Source organism: Insulibacter thermoxylanivorax, from assembly GCF_015472005.1.
Classification (GTDB): domain Bacteria; phylum Bacillota; class Bacilli; order Paenibacillales; family DA-C8; genus Insulibacter; species Insulibacter thermoxylanivorax.
Genome location: NZ_BMAQ01000009.1, coordinates 36,187 through 59,952 on the forward strand (window position 1 = coordinate 36,187; position 23,766 = coordinate 59,952).

The window sequence follows — 23,766 nt, forward strand, 5'->3', positions numbered from 1 at the left end:
ACTCAGTCTAAAAAGGATCTATAGAGGGAAGGGAATATCTTGGACCATATCCCGCAGCCGATATGGACTGCGATTATTGACTGCGCTCGATCAGGCGCAGGATCTTATCAAGGGCTGCGTTCCATTCCGCTTCTGGATCGGCACCTTTCTCCTGAACGTTCTGCAGCGCCTCCTTGATGTAAGCATCCGTCTGGTCGTGCAGAGGTCCGTAGTATACCGGAGCCACGCGAGTCGCAGCTTTACCGAATTCAACAGCGGACTTCTGACCGCCCAGGAACTCATCCGTGAAGTCTGCGAACTCGGGCTCATCGTACACCGAAGGAATCGACGGCATCAAACCTTTGGTCTGGAAGGACTTGATCTGGCCTTCCTTGCCGACCATCCATTCGATGAATTTGTAAGCTTCCTCAGGATGCTTGCCTTCCTTCGGCAACACGAGGAAGGAACCTCCCCAGTTACCCGAACCTTCCGGAAGCTGAGCGATTCGCCACAGACCGCTGGTGTCAGGACCGCCGCTCTTGATATTGCCCAGCATCCAAGCCGGACCGAGAACAACCGCGTGATGGCCGTCGTTCATACCCTGCGTCCATTCGGTGGACCACAGTCCGTGCGAGCTTACCCATCCTTCTTGAATGCCTTTGACGGTCAGATCATAAGCCTTGCGCACCTGCGGATTCTGATCGCCGATGAAGGAGCCGTCTTCCTTGCTGTAGTAGATCTCCCCGTCGGATTGGTCGCGGACAGCGTTGTAGATCAGGTCGCGCGAATCCACGAAAGGCTTGCCCATCTTGTCGGAGTATTCCTTCGCTACCGCAGTGAATTTGTCCCAAGTATCGATCATTGCGGTAACCTCTTCCGGATCCGTTGGCAGACCTGCCTCTTCGAAGAGGTCGATGCGATAGTAAGCAACGGTAGGACCGATATCCGTCGGCAGCCCGATCTGGAAGGAGCCGTCCGGCGAAGACGCCTGTGCCCATTTCCAATCGAGGTACAAGTCCTTGACATTCTGCGCACCGAGATCGTTCAAGTTATGGAACTTATCTTGTGCTCCGATGAAACGCTCCATAAAACCGATCTCCAGCTGGAAGATATCCGGTGCCCCCGAATTAGCTGAAAGCGCTGTCGTTAAGTTGTTGTGGTGGGCAGTCTGATCCCCCGTGTTCTGCACGGTGATCTTGATATGCGGATTCTCAGCCATGTACTCCTGAGCCAGTTCCTCATAGTTGACGTTCCCAAGCGTCCAGAAGGACAACTCGATGATCTCCGTATTCGATGGAGTTTCATTGTTATTGTTGTTGTTCGCTGGCTGAGGATCGTTGCCGCCTTTGTTGTCATTGCCGCCGTTTGATCCGCCGCCGGTGCAAGCAGCCAGTGCGAAGATCAGGGCAATAACCAAGGCGAGAAAACTTCTCTTCCTCATCTTGCTCATCGTTCTACCCCTTTCTAATCTATTAGTGATAAGTGCATTTCTCCTCTTCATCATAAAAAAACCTCCCCATTTTGATGAGGAGGCAATCTTTCGATATCAGGTTGAAATTTTTTGTCTATGTAAAGCGTGTAAGGTGAATATATGTTGCAGTAGCTATATTTGACACTACTGACATTCACCTGTATGATGGATATGTCGTGTTTATAACATCTGTGTCATTACATCATAGAGAAGCAGCGAGGTTATGTAGTCATGCTCTTGAGAGATGATCGGTTTAAGGGTTATCGACTGCAGCATTTGCAGAAGGATGTTATCTCCGGTTTCGTCGTAGGGATCGTCGCCATTCCATTAGGGATGGCGTTTGCTATTGCTTCGGGGGTCAAACCTGAGTACGGTCTTTATACGACGATTATCGCCGGGATCATCATTTCGCTCTTAGGGGGGTCCAGGTTCCAGATCGGCGGACCGACGGGAGCTTTCATCCCGATCCTGTTCGGGATCGTCATGCAGTACGGGTATGAGAATCTTCTCATCGCAGGATTCATGGCGGGGATCATGCTCATCCTGATGGGTGCCTTCCGCTTAGGAGGCGTGATCAAGTACATTCCCCGGCCTGTGACGATCGGCTTCACCGCGGGAATCGCCGTCATCATCTTCACTGGACAGATCGGCAACTTCCTGGGTTTGACCGGGATGGAGCGGCATGAGGACTTTATCTCCAATATGGGAGAGATCGCTTCCCACATTCATACGATCAATCTGTACAGCGTGATCACCGCTTTGATCTGTCTTGCCGCGATGCTCATCATTCAGAGATATTTCCCCAAAGTACCGGCTTCTTTGTTCGGACTTTTCGTTTCCAGCATCACCGCCTACTACTTGTTCCCGGGCAAGGTGGCAACCATCGGTTCCACTTACGGCGGCATCCCGAGCAAACTGCCCAGCTTACAATTTCCTGAGATCACGTGGGACCGCATCGAGATGCTTCTGGTGCCGGCCTTCACCATCGCCATGCTCGGCGGCATCGAATCCCTGTTATCAGCCGTTGTCGCTGACGGCATGACGGGTACCCGCCATAACAGCAACAGGGAATTGATCGGGCAGGGGATTGCTAACGTCGTCACACCGCTGTTCGGCGGTATACCCGCTACGGGAGCGATCGCACGCACGGCGACGAATATCAGAAGCGGTGCGATATCGCCGTTATCCGGGGTCATACACGGCGTGGTCGTCCTGCTCGTGCTTCTGCTGTTCGCACCGCTCGCCTCGAACATCCCGCTGGCGGCGATGGCACCGATCCTCATGGTCGTCGCTTGGAACATGAGCGAGCGCTATGAGTTCGCCCACATCATTCGGACGCGCAGCGCCGATACCATCGTCCTGCTGGTCACCTTCCTGCTCACGGTCTTCACCAGCCTGACGACGGCGGTGCCCGTTGGGATCGCGCTGTCCATCGTCATCTTCGTCAAACGCATGACCGAGATCTTGACGATCGCTAAAGTCGGCACCGGCGCCGGTCAAGAGCAGGACGATGGCAAAGAGATGACCGACGGTGAATCGGCGGTCTCCGACATCTTCGAAAGGCAGCGCAGCTGCCCGCAGATCGATATCTTTAATATCGAAGGGCCGTTGTTCTTCGGCGCAGCGAATATGTTCGAGAAGTCGATCATGAGGGAAATCCAAAGCAAGCCGAAGGTGCTGATCCTGCAGCTGACGGATGTGCCGTATATGGATACGACCGGAGAAGGCAACTTATCCAGCATCGTCCGACACTTCAAGAAACAAGGCGGCACCATCGTCTTATCTGGACTGCAAGAGCAGCCGCGGAAGCTGCTGGAGAAGACCGGCCTCTTGAACTTGATCGGTGAAGACCACATCTTCGCCGCAACGGAGGACGCGGTGAACTTCGCACTGAGCAAGGTGGATGCCTCATCCTGCGCGAACTGCCGACAGATGGCCTTCCCGAAGTGCAGCCTCCTGTCCGAGTCTGCCATGCGTGAAGTCAGCACAGCATCCGCCCTCCTCGAAAGCAAGCAAAGCAAGCAGTTGTCGTAACCTGGTTGTCGAAGAAGGTTAAGGTTAGCATATAGCACGAGATCACATTGGCAGGCATCATTCGTACTTGGTTACCAAATAAGCTGTCCCCTGTGCTTACGAACGTTCCCGCTCACCGCGAATCGGCGGCTGAGTCATTCACGTTCAGCTCAGCTGAAAAACTGAGAAGCACATCGGGACAGCTTTTTTCATGAATCTATCCCCTCTGTCACCACAAATCTCCGCAACACATGCGCTTTACAACAAGATATCCTGGACGCAGCATCTTCCTGATCAATTCCCCAATCATATTCAAAATCCATGGCTGCTGAATCGACTGCCGATCACTACTCGATCAATTCTCGATCACCACGAAAGCCGCTGCAACATCTTGGGTATGGGTGATCGTAAGATGGATCTTAGCCGTATGATCCAGCCCGGCCCGGATCAGCGCTTCTTCACGCACGGTGCAAACCGGCTTGCCGGTACGAGCATCATTGATGATCTCGATATCCTGAAAACTTAAGCCCGCTCCGATTCCGCATCCTAATGCCTTAGCCACGGATTCCTTGGCCGCAAATCGGCCCGCTACGAACTCCGCCAATCGGGCTCCTTGTTTAAGTTCCGCCGCCTCTCGTTCTGCGGGCGTCAGGATCCGCTGCAAAAACCGCTCGCTAGACGCCTTCCCAAGCAAATCCTGGATGCGGGAGATCTCCGTCAGATCCGCACCTATACCGGCTATCATGAATCCATCACCTCAGATACGACCTCAAGCCATCTCATATGCCCGGGATGGGAGAGCGCTTATGTTCCGTGCGCAGATATTGCTGCTCCAGCTTCTCGCGTGCTTGCGGGTCAATCTCCTTGCCTTCGAGATAATCATTGATGATATCGTATGAGAGGCCGAGCTCCTCTTCATCCGTCTGACCATCCCAGAGGCCCGCTGTCGGCACTTTATTGATCACTCGCTCCGGCACGCCGAGGTATTCCGCTAACATGGCAACCTGACGTTTGTTCAGCGAGGCGAGCGGCATCAGGTCGGCAGCGCCGTCCCCCCATTTGGTATAGAAGCCGGTGATGTTCTCCGCTGCATGATCGGTTCCGACTACGAGCAAGTTTAGATCAAAGGCCAGCGCATATTGTATAACCATGCGGGTGCGCGCCTTAACATTCCCTTTGGCTGCTTTGCTTAGATGACGAGGTTTGCCGAGGGAGCGAAAGGCGACTTCCGTCTCCAGCACGATCTCATCTACGGCTTCGACGATATTGGTCTCCACGGTATGATCCAATTGCAGCGCTTCAGCGATTTCGTAACTATCGCCGATATCCTCCTGCTCTCCATAGGGTTGATAGACACCCAATGTGATATATTCCTGGCCAGTCTCTTCTGACAGCTCATCCGTAGCACGCTTGCACAAAGCTGCAGCAACCGCACTATCCAGACCGCCGCTGATCGCGATCAGCAGTCCGCTTGTCTTCGTCTCCAGCACATGCTTCTTGAGCCAATCAACGCGCCGCCTTACCTCTTCCTCGACATCGATCGTCGGCTTCACGCCTAAGCGGGCGATGATCTCTTGTTGCAAACTCATGCACTCTCCACCTTCCTGATGATCCAATATTCGATCTAACGTATTCGTTCCAACCGTTGATATCTGTATTATCAGTATAAATCGTCAGATCTATATTTCCAAGCGGATCCTGTCCAGTCTGTTCGGATGCTTGAGCTGCTGTCCAAAGGATCATGATGTCCTCTTCATTATGCCGACCGAGGAATTTTATCCGATATTTCGTATAAACTGATCCGAATCAACGGTCCATTCGGGAGTTTTATACGAAAAGTCGTACAAAACGCGCCTAGATTGCGAGCGACACGATGGTTTTATACGAAAATTCGTATAAAAACTTCCTGATTGACGCTCCATGCATATGTTTTATACCAAAAATCGTATAAACCTGCCGACTTGACACTGGCTACACTACGCTTGTACGAACCATAAACCGCTCATTAAAACAGCTGAAAATCAAAAAACATCCTAAGGGCGCCTAACGCAACTATATAAAAACCCTCCCGCTTAACGCAACATTGCGAAGCAGGAGGGCTGTACTGAGCAAACTATATTGCCGATTCATTACTTGCAGTACTTATCAAACGCAGCGATCAGATCAGCAGCGATCTCTTCTGCTGAACGATCTTCGATCTGGTGGCGCTCAATGAAATGCACGAGTTCGCCATGTTTCATCAAAGCGATCGACGGCGAGGAAGGCGGATACGGTGCAAAATACTCACGAGCCTTGGCCGTCGCTTCCCTCTCTTGGCCGGCGAATACGGTGAACAAGTAATCCGGCTTCACATCATGCTGCAATGCGCGCACCACGCCCGGGCGGGCTTGCCCTGCAGCGCAGCCGCAAACGGAGTTGACGACGACGAGCGCTGTGCCGTCCTTCGCCTTCTCGAAGTTCTCCTCTACTTCTTCCGGCGTCAGAAGTTCCTTGATTCCTGCACTCGTCAGCTCGTCGCGCATCGGTTGGATCATATCTTTCATATATAATTCGAAATGCATATTCATCCTGCTCACTCCTTATCCATGTTGGTACACAAAATTTCGAAGATCCGTCACAATCACGGCCTTAGAATCATTATACACAACATGCTCGAGGAGTGAAAGGTTGGTGCAGGATTCGCCTGAAACAGGGATTTGCCATCGATATATTCACTGATCCTTCCGCTTCTCTAACCCATGATCTTCATCATTGACTTTCAAATCCATTCTGTATGCAGCATCTTCGCCTGGATGCATGAACATACCGCTGTGCGGTTTGATTCCCCGCTCAAAATAGTCCCTGTTCTCCCGCGTATGAAAGCCGATATCCTTGAACGGATGCACCCACTGATCACCGGACATCACTGCTGGATCCGTATCTTTGCTCCAATTGTTCAGCGGGGACTCCGGGGAATCGTACATATGGTCGCCGATCACAACCCCGTATTCATTAACGAAAGGTTCCCTTGGTCCTCTGCCGCTCAGGAACTCCTCTCGAAAATTGATCTCATAAGGATCCAGCGTATGATCATCCTTGGCGATCTGTGCCAGCTTCTCTTGGACGTCCTGGTTGCGCGGCGACTCATCCTCATATTCCTTATTCATGACCATAGCGAATCATGCTGATCATTCAGCCGGACGGTTGGGACCGTCAAGCTTCTTGTCGATCTGATTCGGCGCCTTATATTCGCGTCCTTCCTGACGGTTCTCCTGTGCTTGTTTGCGCTGTTCTACGGAACTGTTTGATGTTTCTTTGACCATATCCATCATCTCCTTTCCGCCATTAGTATGTTCAGCAGGAGCCTTTTGTATCAATCCCGCCCGCCTTACGACATACGGCAGTGCCATACCAACAGCGATCAGGAGCAGCTGCACCCATTGGTTCAATGTCAACAATAAGTAAACCTCTCCCCGTTCAAAAAAGGAGATCACAAACCAGCCCAAACCTAATCCCGCCAGCAAGTCACGAGCGATCGTCCCCGTTCCCCATCTGCCGCTTCTCGTTGCATATTGGGCATACAGAACCAACGCCAATGCAATCAACGCAGCATAGATATTCACTGGATGATAGCGATAATACCCGTCGGACAGGGCGATCCCCCAAGGCATTTCGGTGGTGATCCCATACTCCCAGAACATCAGCCGATAGATCCCCCATGTGACCACCGCACCTAACGCCAATGCATCCAGAGCCAATGCTCCGATCTTCCTTGTACTCCATATGTAATAGATAAGGCCTGCTGCAATCCCTAAGAATACACCGAGGGTGCCTCCGGTGTATTTTAAGACACTGAACGGACGCGTCCATAACAAGCTGGGAGATTGCAGAATCGGCGTGAATTTCCATACGAGGATTGCGATGATCGCGGCACTTATGAAGTGGTCGAGCAGTTTGCGAATCGTTTTTTCTTCTGCCTTCAAGCGAACAAGCCGCCATCTTATGACAAAATACGACGCAGCGATGGATAGAATCAGTACGAGCAATTTCATCTGGATCAAGAATGACCATAGTTGGATAATCTCCGGCACGATTGTTCTTCCTTCCTGCAGATCACCTTTTGTGAACCTTAATTACCACAATTGTACATGGTTATTGTGATCTTTCCAACCCGTATTTCGGTTATCTGACTTTATCCATTTTTTTGACAAATTCGAACAAAACCGGACAAGGTAAGAACCCGGGCGCTTTTTTATCCAAACAACCCTTGATTCCACCCGCATAATTCTGGATACTACTGTATCATAAAGAGGTGATCAGGATTGTATGACGTTATCATCATCGGCGGAGGTCCGGCCGGGCTCATGGCGGCCATCTCCGCGAGCAAGCAGCAGGCAAAGGTGCTCTTAGTGGACAAGGGAGATAAGCTCGGCCGCAAACTCGGCATATCGGGCGGCGGGCGCTGCAATGTCACGAATAACCAAGATCTTGACGAACTGATTCGCAATATCCCCGGCAACGGCCGGTTCTTGTACAGCGCGCTTGCCGAATTCAATAATCGGCATATCATCGAATTCTTCGAAGGGCTCGGCATTCCCCTGAAGGAAGAGGACAACGGCCGGATGTTCCCGGCCACGGACAAGGCGAAGACCGTCGTCGATGCCCTCGTGTCCCAAGTGCGCAGACAAGGGGTGCGCATCATGACGAACAGTCCGGTCAAGAGGGTCTTGTACGAAGACGGCTCTGCCGCCGGCATCGAACTGCAGAGCGGCGAACGCATCAACGGCCGCAGCGTGATCATCGCCACAGGAGGCAAATCCGTGCCGCAAACCGGTTCCACCGGCGACGGCTATCGCTGGGCGGAGGAAGCCGGGCATACGATCACGGAACTCTTCCCGACTGAAGTGCCCATCACCCTGACCGATTCCTTCATCCAAAGCCGCGAACTGCAAGGCCTGTCCTTGCGGAATGTGACGCTGTCCGTATGGAACCCGAAGAAGAAGCGGGTGATCTCCCATACAGGGGATATGATCTTCACCCACTTCGGCATATCCGGTCCAATCGCATTGCGCTGCAGTCAGTTTATTTATAAGGTGCAGCAAAAATTCCAAGTTCAGGACGTGCGGCTGACGATCGACCTGTTCCCTGATCAGACAGAGGAAGAGGTGTTCCGTCAGTTATACAGCATCATCAAAGAGCATGCCAAAAAAACCGTCAAAAACGCGCTCAAAGGCGTTCTTCCCGAGCGTCTCCTGCCCGTCCTCCTGCGCAAATCCGGCCTTGACGGCGAACGGACCGGAGATCATGCCAGCAAACAAGGCATCCTGACGATCGCCCAGAAGGCCAAAGCCTTCTCCCTTCATGCGAATGGCACCCTGTCGCTGGAACAGGCTTTCGTTACGGGCGGCGGGGTCAATATCAAAGAGGTCGATCCCAAAACGATGCGCTCGAAGCTGATGCGGGGATTGTACTTCTGCGGCGAGGTATTGGATATCTATGGGTACACAGGGGGTTATAATATAACGGCTGCATTCGTCACCGGATACACCGCCGGCAAGAATGCAGCCTTAGATACTTATGCCCGAACATCGCCGGAGAAATAATCATACGTATCTGCCGACACATCATACAGCGGACCTTCATCGCTTCCAGGAATCTCCGGCACCGGTCCTCCTCCGTCGTTCCCTGCATCGAGGCGGTCAGCATCTCCTAGCCCGTCTCGATGCTCCGCTGACAGCAATGCCCCCTCCTGCAGATCATAAGCCATCTCATATGCCTTCCCTTCTTCAGGCCCTTGCTCGTTCTCGAGCAAGGTGCCGCCGAAGGCCTGGCCGATTTCCAGCGCCGAGGTGATGTCTTCGCGGATGATTCGGATCGCCACCTTCGGCGGCTGTCCGTCCGCTTCCACGAGCGAAGGATCATAACCCAGTTCTTCAAAGATATCCAACGCCTCTAGAGCAGTGCGCATATCAGCAAACTGATATACAATAACCGGATGATTCACACTGTTCATCTCCACCCTATCCTTTCTGAGCAAGATCATGTACATGCAGAATGTTGTTTATCTCAATTCGCCGGCGGGTTTATCATTCCATAACTGCTTCAGCACTACTCGGATAGGTTCTCCTGCGCATCTTGTTCCCATTCAGAAGCACTGCAGTTCCTATAATGCTCCATAGCAAAGGGCCCGACCAGACGGTCGAACCCTTCTCTTGCTTTCACACAAGCTGAGACGACAAGGATTGTCGATTCAGGTTTCCAGTGGCGGAATCAAAGCGTGAGACGATAACATGTATCATTTCAGCGAGTGTGATGGCGGATTTCGAGGCTGAAACAACAAAGATTGTTGATTCTGCTTTCGAAAAATCCGATTCCTCACGTGAGACGACATAAACCATCGACTCCGTGCACGCATGTGCGGCGATTCCTTCGCTTTATACCCACCACATATCGCCAATCGGCTCTTTCATCAGGATCGGCTGCAGATTCTGCACCGCCTTGGTGAAGCCCTCCTCGATCGACATCAAACCGTCCTCGTGTTCGATGCTGATCACATAGTCATAGCCGACAAGGCGAAGCGCGCTGATCATATCCGCCCACACCTTCATATCATGGCCGTAGCCCACCGTGCGGAACTGCCATGCCCGATCCAGCATATTGGAATACGGCTGCATATCGGTGACGCCGTGGATATTTATATTGTTCACATCAAGAGAAGTATCCTTCGCATGGAAATGGTGGATCGCCCCGGCCTTGCCCAGGTAGAGCACCGCTTGCACGGGATCGATCCCCTGCCACCACATATGGCTCGGGTCAAAATTCGCACCGATCACCTCGCCGACAGCTTTCCGCAGGCGCATCAGCGTGGCCGGTGTATGCACGGAGAACCCGCCGTGCAGTTCGATGCCGATCTTCACCCTGCGCTTCTCCGCTTCACGCCCAGCCTCCCGCCAGTAGGGGATGACCTTGTTCTCCCACTGCCAGGCCAGCACTTCCTGGAATTCATTCGGCCAAGGCGCTACCGGCCAGTTCGGATACTTGGCATCCTCCGAATCCCCCGGGCAGCCGGAGAAGGTATTGACGACGGGTACGCCGAGCCGGTGTGCCAGCTCCAAGGTTTTCATAAATGTCTCGTGGGCTTCAGCTGCGATCTGCTTGTTCGGATGAAGCGGATTGCCGTGGCAGCTGAAGGCGCTGATGATGAGGCCGCGGGAGGAGAATTCTCGCTCATATTCTCGCAATTTCGCATCGTCCGCCAACAACTCATCAATCGGGCAGTGGGCATTGCCCGGATAACCTCCCGTACCGATCTCCACCGCCTCAATCCCCTTCGCCGCGACATGATCGAGCATCTCCGGAAGCGGCTTCTTCGAATACAGGACTGTGAATACTCCGAGTTTCATCGTGTGACAGCCTCCTTCTATTTCATTGACCGGTGTTTTATGGGTCAGTTATCGTTTATCAATTAACCACGTTAACTATAGTGCTTGTATTAGTACGTGATTGAGGGCACCTTAACCAACCAGCGTCGGATCCACGGACAGCGTGATCGCCTTGCCGGTACGCGCCGATTCATAGATCGCCTCGAGGATGAGCGTCACGACATATGCTTGCTCAGGCAGCACGAGCGGATCCTTGTCCTCGATGATCGATTCGATCCACATGCGCGCTTCCCGCTCGCCTTCCGTCTCCTTCTTGCCTTCGAAGAAAGCGACGCCGTCCAGATCGGTCTGCACTTTGTTCACATACAATTGGCTGAAGGCCTCACCATTGATGCGCAGCCCCTCCCACATGTCGGCACCGGCTTCCGTGCCGTGCAGCGTCGTCTTCGCCTCACCTTCATTCAAGGTATTCAGCGCCCAGCTCGATTCGAGCATGATCGAAGCGCCGTCCTCCATCGTGATGAAGCCGAAGGCTGAATCCTCGACGGTGAATTTCTTCGGATCCCATGGACCGAAGGCGTTCGCCGCATTCTCGCGCTGACCCAGCTTATGATAGACAGCTCCCAGCACCGTCTTCGGCTTGTAGTTATTCATCATCCACAGGGTCAAGTCCAGCGCATGCGTTCCGATATCGATCAACGGCCCGCCGCCCTGCTTCTCCTCATCGAGGAAGACGCCCCAGGTCGGTACGGCGCGGCGGCGCAGCGCATGCGCCTTCGCATAATAGATCTCGCCCAAGCCGCCGGATTCACAGAGCTTCTTCAGATACAGGCTGTCATCGCGAAAGCGGTTCTGATATCCGATCGTCAATTTCCTGCCCGTGCGCTTCGCCGCTTCCACCATGCGCCGCGCTTCCTCCGCGGTCTTCGCCATCGGCTTCTCGCACATCACGTGTTTGCCCGCCTCAAGGGCAGCGATCGAGATCTCCGCATGGGTATCATTGGGTGTGCATACGTGGACCACATCGATCGACGGATCCTCGAGCAGCCTGCGGTAATCATCATAGATCTTCGCATCCGAAGAACCGAAATCCGCCTTCGCCTGCGCGGCTCTCTCCTCGATGATGTCGTAGAAACCGACGATATCAACTTGCGGCAGCTTCGCCAAAGCCGGCAGATGTTTGCCGACAGCGATCCCGCCGCAGCCGATCATGCCAACCCTTACTTTGTTCATTACTGACATCCCCTTCACTCTCCATCCCTTCGTCGTGTTGATCATACGTTCTTGTGCTTATAAACCATGAATGTTCGTTCATGGATTTCAGTTATAGATTTTCTTGAATCCATGCATAACTCTTGCGCACGCTTTCAAGCGGATCTCCCAAGCATTCATCCTGCTCTACGATCAGCCACTTGGTTCCAATAACGGCTGCTGCGCCTGCTATCTCCCTAAGCGGCACGATCCCCTCTCCCAGCTCTACGGTGAACGGACCTTGTTCCGTCGGCCGGTAATCCTTAAGGTGAATCACCGGGATCCGGCCTTGATACTTGTGGATGTAACCGACGGGATCATACCCGGCCGCATAGGCCCAGCAAGCATCCAGTTCCATCTGCAGAACTTCGGGCGCAGCCGATTCGAACAGCGTATCGATGATCGGCTTCTCCTCCAGCTTCACGCGAAATTCAAAGTCATGGTTATGATAGAGCAGCTGGATTCCTTCCGCTCGGCACCGCTTTCCAATCTCAGCGAGATTACGGCAGACTTCCCGCCAAGCCTCACTTGATGCATAATGCGCTTCGCTCAAGTAGGGAATCGTCAGCGTATGCCCGCCGATCTCCTTCATATAAGCGATTTCTTCTTCTGCATGGGTCAACATGCGCTCATAAGAAACATGATTACTAACAGGTGTTAGATGCAATTCTGCAAGCAGCTGCTTAAGCGCGCCCGCCTCCATCCCATAATAACCGGCGAATTCGACTCCCCGATATCCGATCTCGGCTGCCCGTCTGAGCGTTCCTTCCGGATCCGCGCTCATCGGACCGCGCACGGTATATAACTGCAGCCCAATTGAATAATCCGGCATCCCCGCTGGACCACCTCCTGTGGTTTGTATTCGCTTACCATTAAACCAGGATGATGCCGGATTGACCATGAATGATCTTGCAGAAACATGAACAATCTGGCTGCGACTTAACGATATTCAGCTTGGGATTGGATGCCGGCGATCAGCACAGCGATCATTCTGCGCTGGGTTTCTTCTAAGTTCAGCGGCAAGCCGAACCCGTTTTTTTGTTCCAAAGAAGCAAATCCATGCAGCAGACTGCGCAGGATGCGAACATGATGCACCGCTTCATCCCCCTGTAATCCGTACGGCTCCAGGATCGTCATGATCAACTCCACGACTTGGTAGGACAAACGGATCCATTCTTCCTCCTCCGGCGAAGGGGCAAGCTGTGCCGCTTCATATAATCCAGGGTGCCGCCGGGAAAAATCCAGATACGCCAGACACAGTGCTTCGATCGCTTCTTCCTTGCTTCGCCCATTCACGGCATGCATCAGATGATCGTACAACATTTGAACGGAATAGATCGACAGCTCACGGCGCAGCTCATTCAGTCCCTCGATATGGTTGTACAGCGACGGCGGACGAATGTTCAGGGCCCTGGCTAATCTGGCTACCGTCACTTCTTCGAAACCGTATTGATCGGCCATCTCCGCAGCCGTCCGCAAGATCACCTGCTTATCGATTCCTGCTCTAGGTGACATTTGATCCTCATCCTCCCGCATGCTTTATTGCTCAGAAACACCAGCCCTAGTCGCTGCATCGATGGCTTTTCTCATCGCCGGCAGCGGATCAGCGAGCATCTGCCCATGTCCGACGGCCAGCCATTTTAGATCCAACTCTGACAATTTGCAGGCACTCTCCAAGGCCTTCTGCTTACTCCATGTAGCCCACGCCGGGAACGGAAACAGCGGCCGAAGCATACCGGATACAGCTGCACCGCCGCGCGTCTGAAAGGCGTCGCCGGCGATGAGGATCCCTTCCCTTTCCTCATAGAAGGCCGTATGCCCTGGTGTATGCCCCGGCGCCGCGATCGCCAGAAGCGACCCGATCCGTTCCCCATCCTGGAAAGGATGCACCTTAAGTGATAAGAGCGAGCGGTCAAAACCGCCTCTGATCGGCAGATTCGGCTCCCCGTCATCCAGGGAGAAGTCCCCCGCAAGCAGCCGTGCATCCCTCTTAGAGACCAGCACGGGGACATCCGGCAGCAGCGAAGTTAGATGCTTCAGTGCCCCTGTATGATCCACATGGGGATGCGTCAGCACAATGCGCCGGATCGGTCTTGCGATACTCTCCGCCGTCTGCAGGATATTCCGCCAAGCATAAGGAAGAGCTGCATCAATCAATGTCAGGCCGTCCTCTTCTTCTACAAGGTAACAATTCACAGGAAAAACACGCGGCAGAAAGCCCAACTGATAAACACGCCCTGCACGGGTTATTTTCATCGGTCACTCATCTCCCAAAAACAAAAACTAATGCCATTAGTTTACATGCTAACTAATGGCATTAGTTTTGTCAATATAAGGAAAGGAATTTGGGCGGAAAAACCGCATTCCTTCATATATTCACCATTCTTATACACCCCTCTGCCTCAGCTCGACTTCTTAAACTGGCTGGCATACAGGTCGTAATAGAAACCTCGCTGATGAAGCAGCTCCTCATGCGTGCCGCGCTCGATGATCTCTCCATGGTTAATGACGAGGATCTGATCCGCCTTGCGGATCGTTCCCAGCCGGTGAGCGATGACAAAGCTCGTCCGGCCCTTCATCAACTGGCGCATCGCCGTCTGGATATGCATCTCCGTCCGCGTATCGATGCTGCTCGTCGCTTCATCCAGGATGAGAATCGCCGGATCAGCGAGGATCGCGCGGGCAATCGTCAGCAGCTGCCGCTGCCCTTGGCTGAGGTTCGCACCGCCTGCCGTGAGCATCGTGTCGTAACCCTGCGGCAGCTTCTGAATGAAGCTGTGCGCATTGGCGAGCTTCGCCGCCGCTTCCACTTCTTCGTCCGTCGCCTCCAAGCGGCCGAAGCGGATATTCTCGCGAATCGTGTCCGAGTACAGATATGCATCCTGCAGCACGAGACCGATCCGGCGGCGCAGGCTGTCCTTATCCAGCTCCCGGATATCCGTGCCGTCGATGGTGATGCAGCCCGAATCGATCTCATAGAATCGGGTCAGAAGATTGATGATTGTCGTCTTCCCCGCACCCGTCGGGCCGACCAGCGCGATCATCTGTCCTGGAGAAGCGCGCAGGGAGATCCGATTCAGTACAGGGGCGCCCTTTTGATAGCTGAAACACACATCTTCGAAAACAACCTCCCCCCGCACATCCTTCAACGTTTTCACCGAGCCGCTCTGCTGCTCGTACTCCGATTCCGTATCGATCGTCTCGAATACCCGCTCCGCACCGGCGATGGCCGACTGCACGAGGTTGAACTGATTCGCCAGGTCGTTGAGCGGTCTCTGGAACTGCTTCGAATAGTTGAGGAACGCCACGACGACCCCGACGGATGTCCAGCCTTGGAATGCCATCCAGCCGCCGACTCCTGCCATCAAGGCGAAGCTGATGTTATTCAGCATGTTCATCATCGGGCCGACGGTGCCCGAGAAGATCTGCGCACGTATGCCGGCTTCCGTAAGCGTGGTGTTGATCTCCCTGAACCGGCTGAGCGAGGTCTGTTCCCTTCGGTATACTTGGATGACCTTCTGCCCGGAGATCGTCTCCTCGATGAAACTGTTCAGCTCACCGAGATGCGCTTGCTGTTTGCTGAAGTACTTCCTCGTCCACTTGGCAATCGTCCTCGTGAACAGCAGAACCAGAGGGATCGTCACCATGCTGACCAGCGTCAGCCAGACGTTCAGATAGAGCATGATCGCCACAGATCCAGCAAGGGCCAGGATGCTGGAGATCAGCTGAGTGACGCTTTGGTTCAACGTTCCGGATACGTTCTCGATGTCATTCGTCGTCCGGCTCATCAATTCCCCATGGGTTTGGCTGTCGAAGAAGCGGATCGGCAGAACCTGCAGCCGTTCGAAGATATCCCGCCGCATCTCCTGCACCGTATGCATGGAGACCTTCACCATGATGAATTGCTGCAGCCATGAGGTCAGCGATTGCATGGCATAGACGGCCAATAGAAACAAGCTGAGCCGAACCAATCCCGCATAGTCCCCGGGGATGATATAGTCATCCACCGCCGAGCCCAACAGGTAAGGAGCGATGAGCGAGCATGCCGTCGCAGCGATGGTGCAGAGCAGCACACCGTATAGTCCAGCTCGATACACCCTGAGATACTGCCAGATCCGCTTCAGAGTCCGGGCAGTATTCTTCGGCTTCGCCTTGCTTAGTACGATCCCCCTGGGACCGCCGCCGCGCATGCTGAAGTCGGGACCAGAAGGCGGTGCGCCTGCTCCGGCAGCGGCCGGGCCGGAAGAACCCGCACCCGCCGCCGATCTTCCCGGTTGAAACTGTCCCGGCTGATTAGCCATATCTTGCTTCCTCCTTCCCCAATTGGGACTCGTAGATCTCTTGATAGATTCGGTTCGATGCCAGCAGCTCCGCATGGGTCCCCGAGGCGGCGATCCTTCCTTGATCCATCACCAGGATGGTGTCCGCATCCATGACGGAGGAGATCCGCTGGGCGATCATGATCGTCGTCCGTCCCCGCATCAGCTCCGCCAAAGCCTGCTGCAGACGGGACTCCGTCCCCATATCGAGGGCGCTGGTGCTGTCGTCCAAGATCAGGATCGCCGGCTTAAGGATCAGCGCCCGCGCAATGGCGATGCGCTGCTTCTGCCCTCCGGACAGGTTCACGCCGCGCTGGCCGAGCTGCGTATCATAGCCGTTCGGGAGAGCGGTGATGAAGTCATGGGCTTGGGCTGCCTTCGCCGCGGCGATGACCTCCTCCTCCGCGGCCTCCGGCTTGCCGAAGCGGATATTATCGCGGATCGTGCCGGAGAAGAGGATCGTCTCCTGCAGCACGATGCCGATCTGTCTGCGCAGTTCATACAGATCATGTTCACGCACATCAACACCGCCCACAAGCACGGCACCGCTTGTCGCATCATAGAGGCGCGGGATCAAACCGACCAGGGAGGATTTCCCCGCACCGGTAGCGCCGATGATCGCGACTTTCTGTCCATGCTCTACGGTGAAACTGACATCTTGCAGGACGAGCTCCGATGATGAACCATAGGAGAAGCTGACGCTCTGGAACTCGACCCGGCCCATATCCCCAGCTGCAACCTTCACCGGCTTCGCCGGCGGACGTATCTCTGACTGCGTATTCATCACTTCTAACACGCGATCGGCGGACACTTTGGCACTCGACAGTCGAACCAGCAGCATCGCCACAGAGGACATCGAGAACAGCACTTGTGTCACATAGTTGATAAACGCCACCAAACTCCCCACTTCAAAAGAACCGCCGATGACATCCTTGCCTCCCATCAAGAGGACGATGATGATGCTGACATTCAGGATCAACATCAGGATCGGCATGTTCACGGCCACCAGCCGCTGTGCTCGGACCGCCGTCTGCGTATAATCCGTGTTCGCTCGACCGAAGCGTTTTTTCTCATAATCCGCCCGCACAAACGCCTTCGAGACGCGCATCCCCGCCAAGTTCTCCTGGAGCACGGTGTTCACGCGGTCTAGACGCTGCTGCACTTTGGTGAACATCGGCAAAGCCAGGCGGATGATCATGAACATCACGATGAACAAGAGCGGCACGGAGACGGCCAAGATCCCCGCCAGCTTCGGACTGATGATGACCGCCATGACGATACTGCCGACAGCAAGCAGCGGTGAACGGACGAAGATGCGCAGCAGCATCTGCACCATCATCTGAATCTGGACGATATCGTTGGTCAAGCGGGTGATCAGCGAACCGGTCTTTAGATCATCCAGATTCTTGAAGGAGAACGTCTGTACATGCTGGAAGAGATCATGCCTTAGATCCGCTCCGAATCGCTGGGCGGCGATGGATGAGTAGATCGTGCAGCCTACGCCGCCGATGATCCCGATCAGCGCCACCGTGATCATGATCAGTCCCGTCCGTCCAATATGGGCAAAATCCCCCGCCATGACGCCGTGGTCGATGATACTTGCCATAAGCGCAGGCTGCAGCAGATCCATCACGACTTCCAAGACCATGAGCAGCGGCGCCAGTATCGCCGCCTTCCAATGCGGCCGAAGATAACGCAACAGTCTAATCATCTTGCACCTCATCATCGTTATTCGAAGCTTCATCCTTCATATCTTCATCTGCTTCATTCGAATCTTCACTTGCCTCGGTATTGGCCTCAGCACTTGCCTCCATATTTTCCTCGGCCCCGGCCTCGGCTTCACTGCGGGATGTGCCGCGGGATCTGCTGATATTCCGATTGATCCTCAGCAATAGTTGACGCAGGATATGAATGTCCTCATCGGTAAAGCCTTCGATGGCTTGCTGTTCCAATCGTTCTAAGGTCTCGCGCACATCTTCCAGGATCTCGAGCCCTTTATCTGTCAGATAGATCCGCGAGATCCGCTGATCTTCCACATCCGCCTCACGGCGCAAGAGCCCGTTCTTCTCCATGCGTTTGATCATCACCGTCAGCGTCGCCGGCGTGATCTCCAGCTGTTCTGCCAATTCCTTCTGACTCTGCCCGTTCTGCCGGGCTAAGGCGAACATCAGCGGCGGCTGTCCGGGATAGACATCATACTCACTGAGTTCCGCGTGAATATGGTTAAAGTGGTGTCTTGAGATATGGTACATCATCGCCATGATCGGTTTATCCCGGATGCGGCGGTGCCCTCCATGCCCCTGTCCTCTGCCGCTATGTCCATGTCTGCGCATCATACATCCTCCATTTTTTATGTACAATAGAAGCACCAACAGCATTCGTCACGAATTAGTTAGTCGGCTAACTAATAAGATAATCGAAAAACCCTGCCTTGTAAACACAACATTCATACATCTTCATTCAACAAAATGGGAACTATTCACATCGTGGGGAGGTCTATTCTAGTGAAAGGAGGAGGAACCTGTGCAAGAACACTACCTATACGATGTCGCCGCAATCGATGTAGAAGACCTTCGGGCCTTGATGGAGCACTACGGCGAGGACGTGTGGAAGTATGCCTATTTCCTGACTGGAGATCCCCATCTGGCCGATGATATCGCACAGGAGACCTTTATCAGGGCATACCGCAGCTTTCATACCTTCCGCCGGGAATCCTCAGTCAAGTCTTGGCTGCTCAAGATCACCAGGAATACCGCCTTCACAGCACAGCGCAGAGCATTCCTGCGGAAAGCGGTGCTGCTGGACAGCCGTTCACCGGATGGATCCCCCTCTGTCTCTGCAGGACATAGGACGGCTCCTTCTGCTGAAGAAACCGTCATCGCCTATGAAACGGAAGCAGAACTATGGCAAGTGATCATGGAACTGCCGAGGAAATTTCGCGATCCGCTGATCCTGCGGTTCCATTATCAGTTCAGTATGGAAGAGATCGCAGAGATCTTGAACATCTCCGTCGGAACGGTCAAATCAAGAATCCACCGCGCTAAACAGAAAGCAGCGAATATCCTGAAGGGGAGGAAGATCTATGATTGATCAAGATTCGTTCTGGGAAGAGAAACTCGCCCGTCCCCCATTCCGCGGGAAGCGATTCACACCGGAGATGATGACCAAGGTTGAGCTGCGTGTGCAGCGCATCTCCCGATCCCGCTCGGTCTGCCCGCTGCCTGCAGCAGCCATGCTCATCCTTGCCCTTGGCATGTTGATCATCCTCCCGGTATGGATCTCGGGCCATGTTATGGAAACCAGCGTCCCAGCTGGGCCGCAGCCCGGTACAGAGATCGAACCGCCGGTCGATCCTGCACCCTTTGAACCTGTGATTGAACCAGTGAAGCTGGAGCTCAAAGAGGGCGACGGAGGCAATCTGGAATTCTGGAAGCTGTTGGATGCTGATGCATATCGCGGTACCGACCAGACGATCATCGAATTCGCGAAAGCTCTGATGCTGCGGGAACTGGGGGCGCTCAGCGGACAATCGGTGCCCGCTGACCGCTTATGGGAACACGTCGAGGACAAGAAACTCTTAGACCGCTATGATATTTCCAGTCCATGGGTGCAAGAAGTCCATATCGAACAGGTGATAGAACAAGACGGCGAAGTTCATTATCGCCTGCGGTTGATGCTGACAGACTCCACGGGTTCCGCCTTCTACGAAACCTTGCGGATGAACATCGCCGCGGACACGAACCTGATCCGTGAAGTACAGATCATCGAAGATGAGGACGGGGATGGCCATGCAGAGAAGCCTTCGAATACGGAGTCGAGCTCTAACAACCGCATATGGCACCGGGATCCGTGATTCGGAGCTCAAAGTACTGAACGCTGATCTGGAAGAGCTCCCTGAGCAGGTTCCGCGCACCGCGGTTGAGTCGCTGGTCGAAGCCAGACTTGATCGGCATGACCACAGCCGCACCTATACCTTTGTGTTGAATGGAGAGGAACGAAGCTTCACGTATGAGGAAAGCGATGCCGGCATGTGGTTCGATACCCCCGTTTTCGGCAACACCCTCCGTTATCGGGCAGAAGACGGCGCCATCTATGCGGACGTATCCGTTCAGGTTTCACTGGTTTCTATCCACTAACCGTTACGCTGCGCTATCAAGATCAGGACGGGGAATGGCTGCAGTTGATGCAGCTTTTACAGATCCATAAGATTTCGATCCTCGACTCATAAGGACCCCTAAGCGTAGGCGGCTTAACGTCTCCGGCAGACCAGACGAAAGCCGCCTTGTTTATTAGGAAGACATCCGTTGTACAGGACAGCTTCCGTACAAGGCGGCTTGACATGTCTCTAACCCTTCGGCATTAGATCCGTCCCTGCGTTCATACTATACGATCTCCTTCCGCTTGTGCAGATAGGAATAGAGCACAATCCCTGAAACCGTGCACAGCAAAGCACATAATCCAATTACACCATAACCCGCTTGCAGACCGCGGAGCAGACCCAGCGAAGTGTCTGAGCCGTATAGATGTTTCGTCACCTCGATCACACCGCCGATTAGATAGTTGCCGATGACGCTCCCAACCCCCATCAAAGTGACCGTAAAGGTGATGACCGTATCACTCTCCTTCGGGTATCGCTTCGCGATAAGCGCCATCACCGTCGGATAGATCATCGCGATTCCTGCGCCGGACAGTGCAAACAGGAACGCCGCGGGTTCACCGAATATCAGCGCCCCAAAGGTACACAACCCGGATGCCAGCGAAAACACGATCAGAGACAGGGTATATCCGAAGCGATCCGTCAACGTTCCCAGGAATAGACGCGCAAACGTGAAGCAGACGAAGAACATGGACAGCATCCCGGAAGCCGATACGGTATCCCAGTCATAAGCCTTCTCCAGGAAGTTGACGAGCCATCCGCCGACGGCCAACTCGGAGACAACACCGAAGGTCAAGATGAGCACGGTCAGCCACAGCGCCGGATCCCTAAGCAATGTACTTACCGGGGTGCGCTCTGCCGTCTCTTCTTCTGCCTCAGGAAACTTGCCCATAAGCGTCAATATCATCGGGATGATCGACAGGGACAGCATGACGAGATACATACCCCGCCAATCTAAGGTATAGCCGTAGATCGTCACTTTCATCAGTCCCGTGGCGATCAGCGGCGCGGCGATGGAACTGAGTCCGTAGAAGCCGTGGGCGATATTCATCATCATTCCGGTATTGCGCACGAAGATCCGCGCCCCCAGGATGGCGAGTGCAATCTCCAGCATGCCGTTGCCGATGTACATCAGAAAATAGGATGCTGTAAACCAGCCGAACTGCTGCGCGAGGAACATAAACACGCCGGCAATCGTCATGGACGCAAAGGCCATGACCGTCACGCGTTTAATTCCCCACAGTCTGGTTAAGTACGCTGTAAAGGAGCAAGCGATCAGATATCCGAGGGAATTTAAGGACAGCAGTGTCCCCACCTGCGCTTCACTCAGCATGAAATCGAATTGAATGCGGGGGATCGCAGGTCCTTTGATATTCTCTGAGATCCCGAAAATAACAAAACCGACGAAAATCGTCGCCACTTGCAGAACATAGACTTTGTTTAATCTCTGTTGTATCCTTGCTGGACGCTTCTCCACTCCGATTCTCTCCTTGCAGCTGTTAATCGTGATCGTCTCATGCATCTCAGGTGCGGATTCCGCTTACGCTGAGTCAACATTTTCTGGCGTCTCACGTAACCGATCTCAATTGATCATATTTCCGCCCTGCTCTAAGACGATACGATGACGATCAGATGCACAACACATCCATATTATCATCTATATCTCGTCTGTGCCATCGGTCGGCATGTTTTATCCAACTGCCTCCCTGCTCATCCATTACCAGCCCAAGCATGCTCTCCTTCCACAAGGAAAAGAAGAAGAGCACTGACCCCAGCATATGGCCAGTGCTAACTCCATACATCACGCAAATTTGCATCTATATCCCTAAACATCTATCACGTTAACTTATATCTCTTATATCTAACTTATATCTATCTTCATCATACATTCAACGTCCAGTTACCTGGTTCATCCTCAACCCTCCACTCAGATTCCGTACGCTTTCATCGCCTTCCAGAGTTCCTTCAGCGTAGGACGCTTGCCGTACATGAGCACGCCAGTGCGGTAGATCTTCGCCGACAGCCAGCTCAATCCCCAGATCGCGGCAAGCTGAATGGCGATCGACAGCCAGATCTCCCATAATGCCGGATCACTCATGCCGATGCGCACGAACATGATGAGCGGCGCGAGGAACGGCACATAAGACGTAATCGTGATCATCGGTGTATTCGGATTCTGCGTTCCGGAGAAGGCGATGAAGAAAGCGATAATGACGAGCACCATCACCGGCGTGATCGCCTGATTCAGCTCCTCCGTGCGGCTGACCAAAGAGCCGATCGCCGCCGACAGAGTACCGTAGGTGAAATAGCCGATCAAATAGAAGATCAAGAAGTAGTAGAATAAGCTCGAATCCAGCTTGCTCAGATCGAATCCGATCTCATGGATCACATCGGTATTGCCCGGTACCAAGAGAAAGTTTCCGACGATCACCGCGACGAAGAATAGCAGCTGCACAAGGCCTAGCAGACAGATGCCGATCAGCTTTCCGGCCATCTGCGTGATCGGGGACACCGAAGAGATTAGGATCTCCATCACCCGCGAGCTTTTCTCGGCGGTGATCTCCGTCGCGATCATCTGACCATACATGATAACCGCCATGTACAGGAAGAAGATCATGACATAGACGAGCAGATAAGCCATCATCACTTCATCGATCGACTTGCCGTCGCCGTCCGAAGTGAGAAGCACCTGTTCACTGGTCAACATCACCGGCGAAGTGATCCGTTCGAATTGCTCCCTTGGCAGATCGAGTTCCTCAATCAGGATCTGCTGCTTGACCCTGTTCAGAGCCGTGCTTAATTCTTCCAGCACATTGAACTCCATCGTTCCCCGTGATTTGTAGACCGCGCTTGGAAAATCTGCAGCCTGCTCATCGAATACCAGATAGCCGACGATCTCCTTCTCAGCGAGTTTCTCTCGCGCCGCTTGCTCCGACTGCCCGCTCATATCGATGATCCGGTAGGCGGGGTTCTCCTGCTGCGCGTAGTATGCGATGAGCCCCTGTACGACTTCTGACGGTCCGTTCAACACAGCGATCGCATCGGGCTCAGATTCCCCGCTGCCAAACAGACTGAACAGCCGCGGCAAATTGATAAGACCCGTGATGATCAAGAAGAAGACCAGACTCACCACGAGGAAGGTTTTCGACTTAAGACGCGTCATGAACGTGAAACGAATGATGGACATCAAACCCTGCACGATATTCACCTTCTTTG

22 protein-coding genes are annotated in these 23,766 nt (G+C 53.7%); 5 read left to right on the top strand and 17 right to left on the bottom strand.

Annotated features, from left to right (window positions below; translation table 11 throughout):
* Positions 1-73: 73 nt before the first annotated feature.
* The gene (locus PRECH8_RS06210; protein ID WP_200966231.1) at positions 74-1,429 is read right to left on the bottom strand and encodes an extracellular solute-binding protein; all 1,356 of its coding nucleotides are present in this window, start codon (positions 1,427-1,429) and stop codon (positions 74-76) included.
* A 252-nt stretch (positions 1,430-1,681) separates the two neighbouring features.
* On the opposite strand from PRECH8_RS06210, the gene PRECH8_RS06215 reads away from it, so the two are divergent.
* Positions 1,682-3,484 carry a SulP family inorganic anion transporter gene (locus PRECH8_RS06215; RefSeq protein WP_200966232.1) on the top strand — a complete coding sequence of 601 codons (1,803 nt, stop codon included), beginning with the start codon at positions 1,682-1,684 and terminating at the stop codon, positions 3,482-3,484.
* Positions 3,485-3,818: 334 nt separating this feature from the next.
* Here the strand turns inward: PRECH8_RS06215 and acpS are convergent, their stop codons facing one another.
* The 5 genes from acpS to PRECH8_RS06240 form a co-directional block, all read right to left on the bottom strand.
* Positions 3,819-4,208, bottom strand: a complete 390-nt coding sequence (gene acpS / locus PRECH8_RS06220; protein ID WP_200966233.1) for a holo-ACP synthase — start codon at positions 4,206-4,208, stop codon at positions 3,819-3,821.
* A 34-nt stretch (positions 4,209-4,242) separates the two neighbouring features.
* The gene (gene nadE, locus PRECH8_RS06225; protein ID WP_200966234.1) at positions 4,243-5,052 is read right to left on the bottom strand and encodes an NAD(+) synthase; all 810 of its coding nucleotides are present in this window, start codon (positions 5,050-5,052) and stop codon (positions 4,243-4,245) included.
* A 540-nt stretch (positions 5,053-5,592) separates the two neighbouring features.
* Positions 5,593-6,030, bottom strand: coding sequence for a BrxA/BrxB family bacilliredoxin (locus PRECH8_RS06230; protein WP_200966235.1), 438 nt, complete (start codon positions 6,028-6,030; stop codon positions 5,593-5,595).
* Between the two features lie 144 nt (positions 6,031-6,174).
* Positions 6,175-6,609: a DUF3905 domain-containing protein gene (locus tag PRECH8_RS06235; protein ID WP_200966236.1), complete on the bottom strand. Its 435-nt coding sequence runs from the start codon at positions 6,607-6,609 to the stop codon at positions 6,175-6,177.
* Between the two features lie 21 nt (positions 6,610-6,630).
* Positions 6,631-7,533: a hypothetical protein gene (locus PRECH8_RS06240; protein WP_200966323.1), complete on the bottom strand. Its 903-nt coding sequence runs from the start codon at positions 7,531-7,533 to the stop codon at positions 6,631-6,633.
* 231 nt (positions 7,534-7,764) lie between these two features.
* On the opposite strand from PRECH8_RS06240, the gene PRECH8_RS06245 reads away from it, so the two are divergent.
* Positions 7,765-9,045 carry a BaiN/RdsA family NAD(P)/FAD-dependent oxidoreductase gene (locus PRECH8_RS06245; RefSeq protein ID WP_276569096.1) on the top strand — a complete coding sequence of 427 codons (1,281 nt, stop codon included), beginning with the start codon at positions 7,765-7,767 and terminating at the stop codon, positions 9,043-9,045.
* Here PRECH8_RS06245 and PRECH8_RS06250 read toward each other — a convergent pair.
* The 9 genes from PRECH8_RS06250 to PRECH8_RS06290 form a co-directional block, all read right to left on the bottom strand.
* Entirely contained in the window at positions 9,018-9,455 is a 438-nt protein-coding gene (locus tag PRECH8_RS06250; RefSeq protein ID WP_207161775.1) for a hypothetical protein, read from the bottom strand. The genes PRECH8_RS06245 and PRECH8_RS06250 overlap by 28 nt on opposite strands.
* A gap of 421 nt (positions 9,456-9,876) precedes the next feature.
* On the bottom strand, positions 9,877-10,845 hold the full coding sequence (locus tag PRECH8_RS06255; protein WP_200966238.1) for a sugar phosphate isomerase/epimerase family protein: 969 nt from the start codon (positions 10,843-10,845) through the stop codon (positions 9,877-9,879).
* A 111-nt stretch (positions 10,846-10,956) separates the two neighbouring features.
* On the bottom strand, positions 10,957-12,057 hold the full coding sequence (locus PRECH8_RS06260; RefSeq protein WP_200966239.1) for a Gfo/Idh/MocA family protein: 1,101 nt from the start codon (positions 12,055-12,057) through the stop codon (positions 10,957-10,959).
* A gap of 91 nt (positions 12,058-12,148) precedes the next feature.
* Entirely contained in the window at positions 12,149-12,907 is a 759-nt protein-coding gene (locus tag PRECH8_RS06265) for a sugar phosphate isomerase/epimerase family protein (protein ID WP_200966240.1), read from the bottom strand.
* Between the two features lie 107 nt (positions 12,908-13,014).
* A complete protein-coding gene (locus PRECH8_RS06270; RefSeq protein ID WP_200966241.1) occupies positions 13,015-13,590 on the bottom strand; it encodes a TetR/AcrR family transcriptional regulator in 576 nt (191 codons plus the stop codon).
* A gap of 24 nt (positions 13,591-13,614) precedes the next feature.
* Complete coding sequence (locus PRECH8_RS06275; RefSeq protein WP_200966242.1) at positions 13,615-14,331, bottom strand: MBL fold metallo-hydrolase; 717 nt, start codon at positions 14,329-14,331, stop codon at positions 13,615-13,617.
* A gap of 146 nt (positions 14,332-14,477) precedes the next feature.
* Positions 14,478-16,265: an ABC transporter ATP-binding protein gene (locus tag PRECH8_RS06280; RefSeq protein ID WP_200966313.1), complete on the bottom strand. Its 1,788-nt coding sequence runs from the start codon at positions 16,263-16,265 to the stop codon at positions 14,478-14,480.
* Between the two features lie 103 nt (positions 16,266-16,368).
* The gene (locus tag PRECH8_RS06285; protein WP_200966243.1) at positions 16,369-18,105 is read right to left on the bottom strand and encodes an ABC transporter ATP-binding protein; all 1,737 of its coding nucleotides are present in this window, start codon (positions 18,103-18,105) and stop codon (positions 16,369-16,371) included.
* A complete protein-coding gene (locus PRECH8_RS06290) occupies positions 18,098-18,727 on the bottom strand; it encodes a MarR family winged helix-turn-helix transcriptional regulator (protein WP_200966244.1) in 630 nt (209 codons plus the stop codon). Before PRECH8_RS06290 ends, PRECH8_RS06285 begins: the two co-directional genes overlap by 8 nt.
* Before the next feature lie 190 nt (positions 18,728-18,917).
* On the opposite strand from PRECH8_RS06290, the gene PRECH8_RS06295 reads away from it, so the two are divergent.
* Genes PRECH8_RS06295 through PRECH8_RS06305 form a run of 3 tightly spaced genes read left to right on the top strand, consistent with a single transcriptional unit; the run spans position 18,918 to position 20,530 of the window.
* Positions 18,918-19,484 carry an RNA polymerase sigma factor gene (locus PRECH8_RS06295; protein WP_242457461.1) on the top strand — a complete coding sequence of 189 codons (567 nt, stop codon included), beginning with the start codon at positions 18,918-18,920 and terminating at the stop codon, positions 19,482-19,484.
* Entirely contained in the window at positions 19,477-20,247 is a 771-nt protein-coding gene (locus PRECH8_RS06300; RefSeq protein ID WP_200966245.1) for a hypothetical protein, read from the top strand. The genes PRECH8_RS06295 and PRECH8_RS06300 overlap by 8 nt, the downstream gene beginning before the upstream one ends.
* Positions 20,183-20,530 carry a hypothetical protein gene (locus tag PRECH8_RS06305; protein ID WP_207161776.1) on the top strand — a complete coding sequence of 116 codons (348 nt, stop codon included), beginning with the start codon at positions 20,183-20,185 and terminating at the stop codon, positions 20,528-20,530. Before PRECH8_RS06300 ends, PRECH8_RS06305 begins: the two co-directional genes overlap by 65 nt.
* 246 nt (positions 20,531-20,776) lie before the next feature.
* Here the strand turns inward: PRECH8_RS06305 and PRECH8_RS06310 are convergent, their stop codons facing one another.
* Positions 20,777-22,072, bottom strand: coding sequence for an MFS transporter (locus PRECH8_RS06310; protein ID WP_200966247.1), 1,296 nt, complete (start codon positions 22,070-22,072; stop codon positions 20,777-20,779).
* A gap of 405 nt (positions 22,073-22,477) precedes the next feature.
* On the bottom strand, positions 22,478-23,758 hold the full coding sequence (locus PRECH8_RS06315) for an ABC transporter permease (protein ID WP_200966248.1): 1,281 nt from the start codon (positions 23,756-23,758) through the stop codon (positions 22,478-22,480).
* Positions 23,759-23,766: the final 8 nt, after the last annotated feature.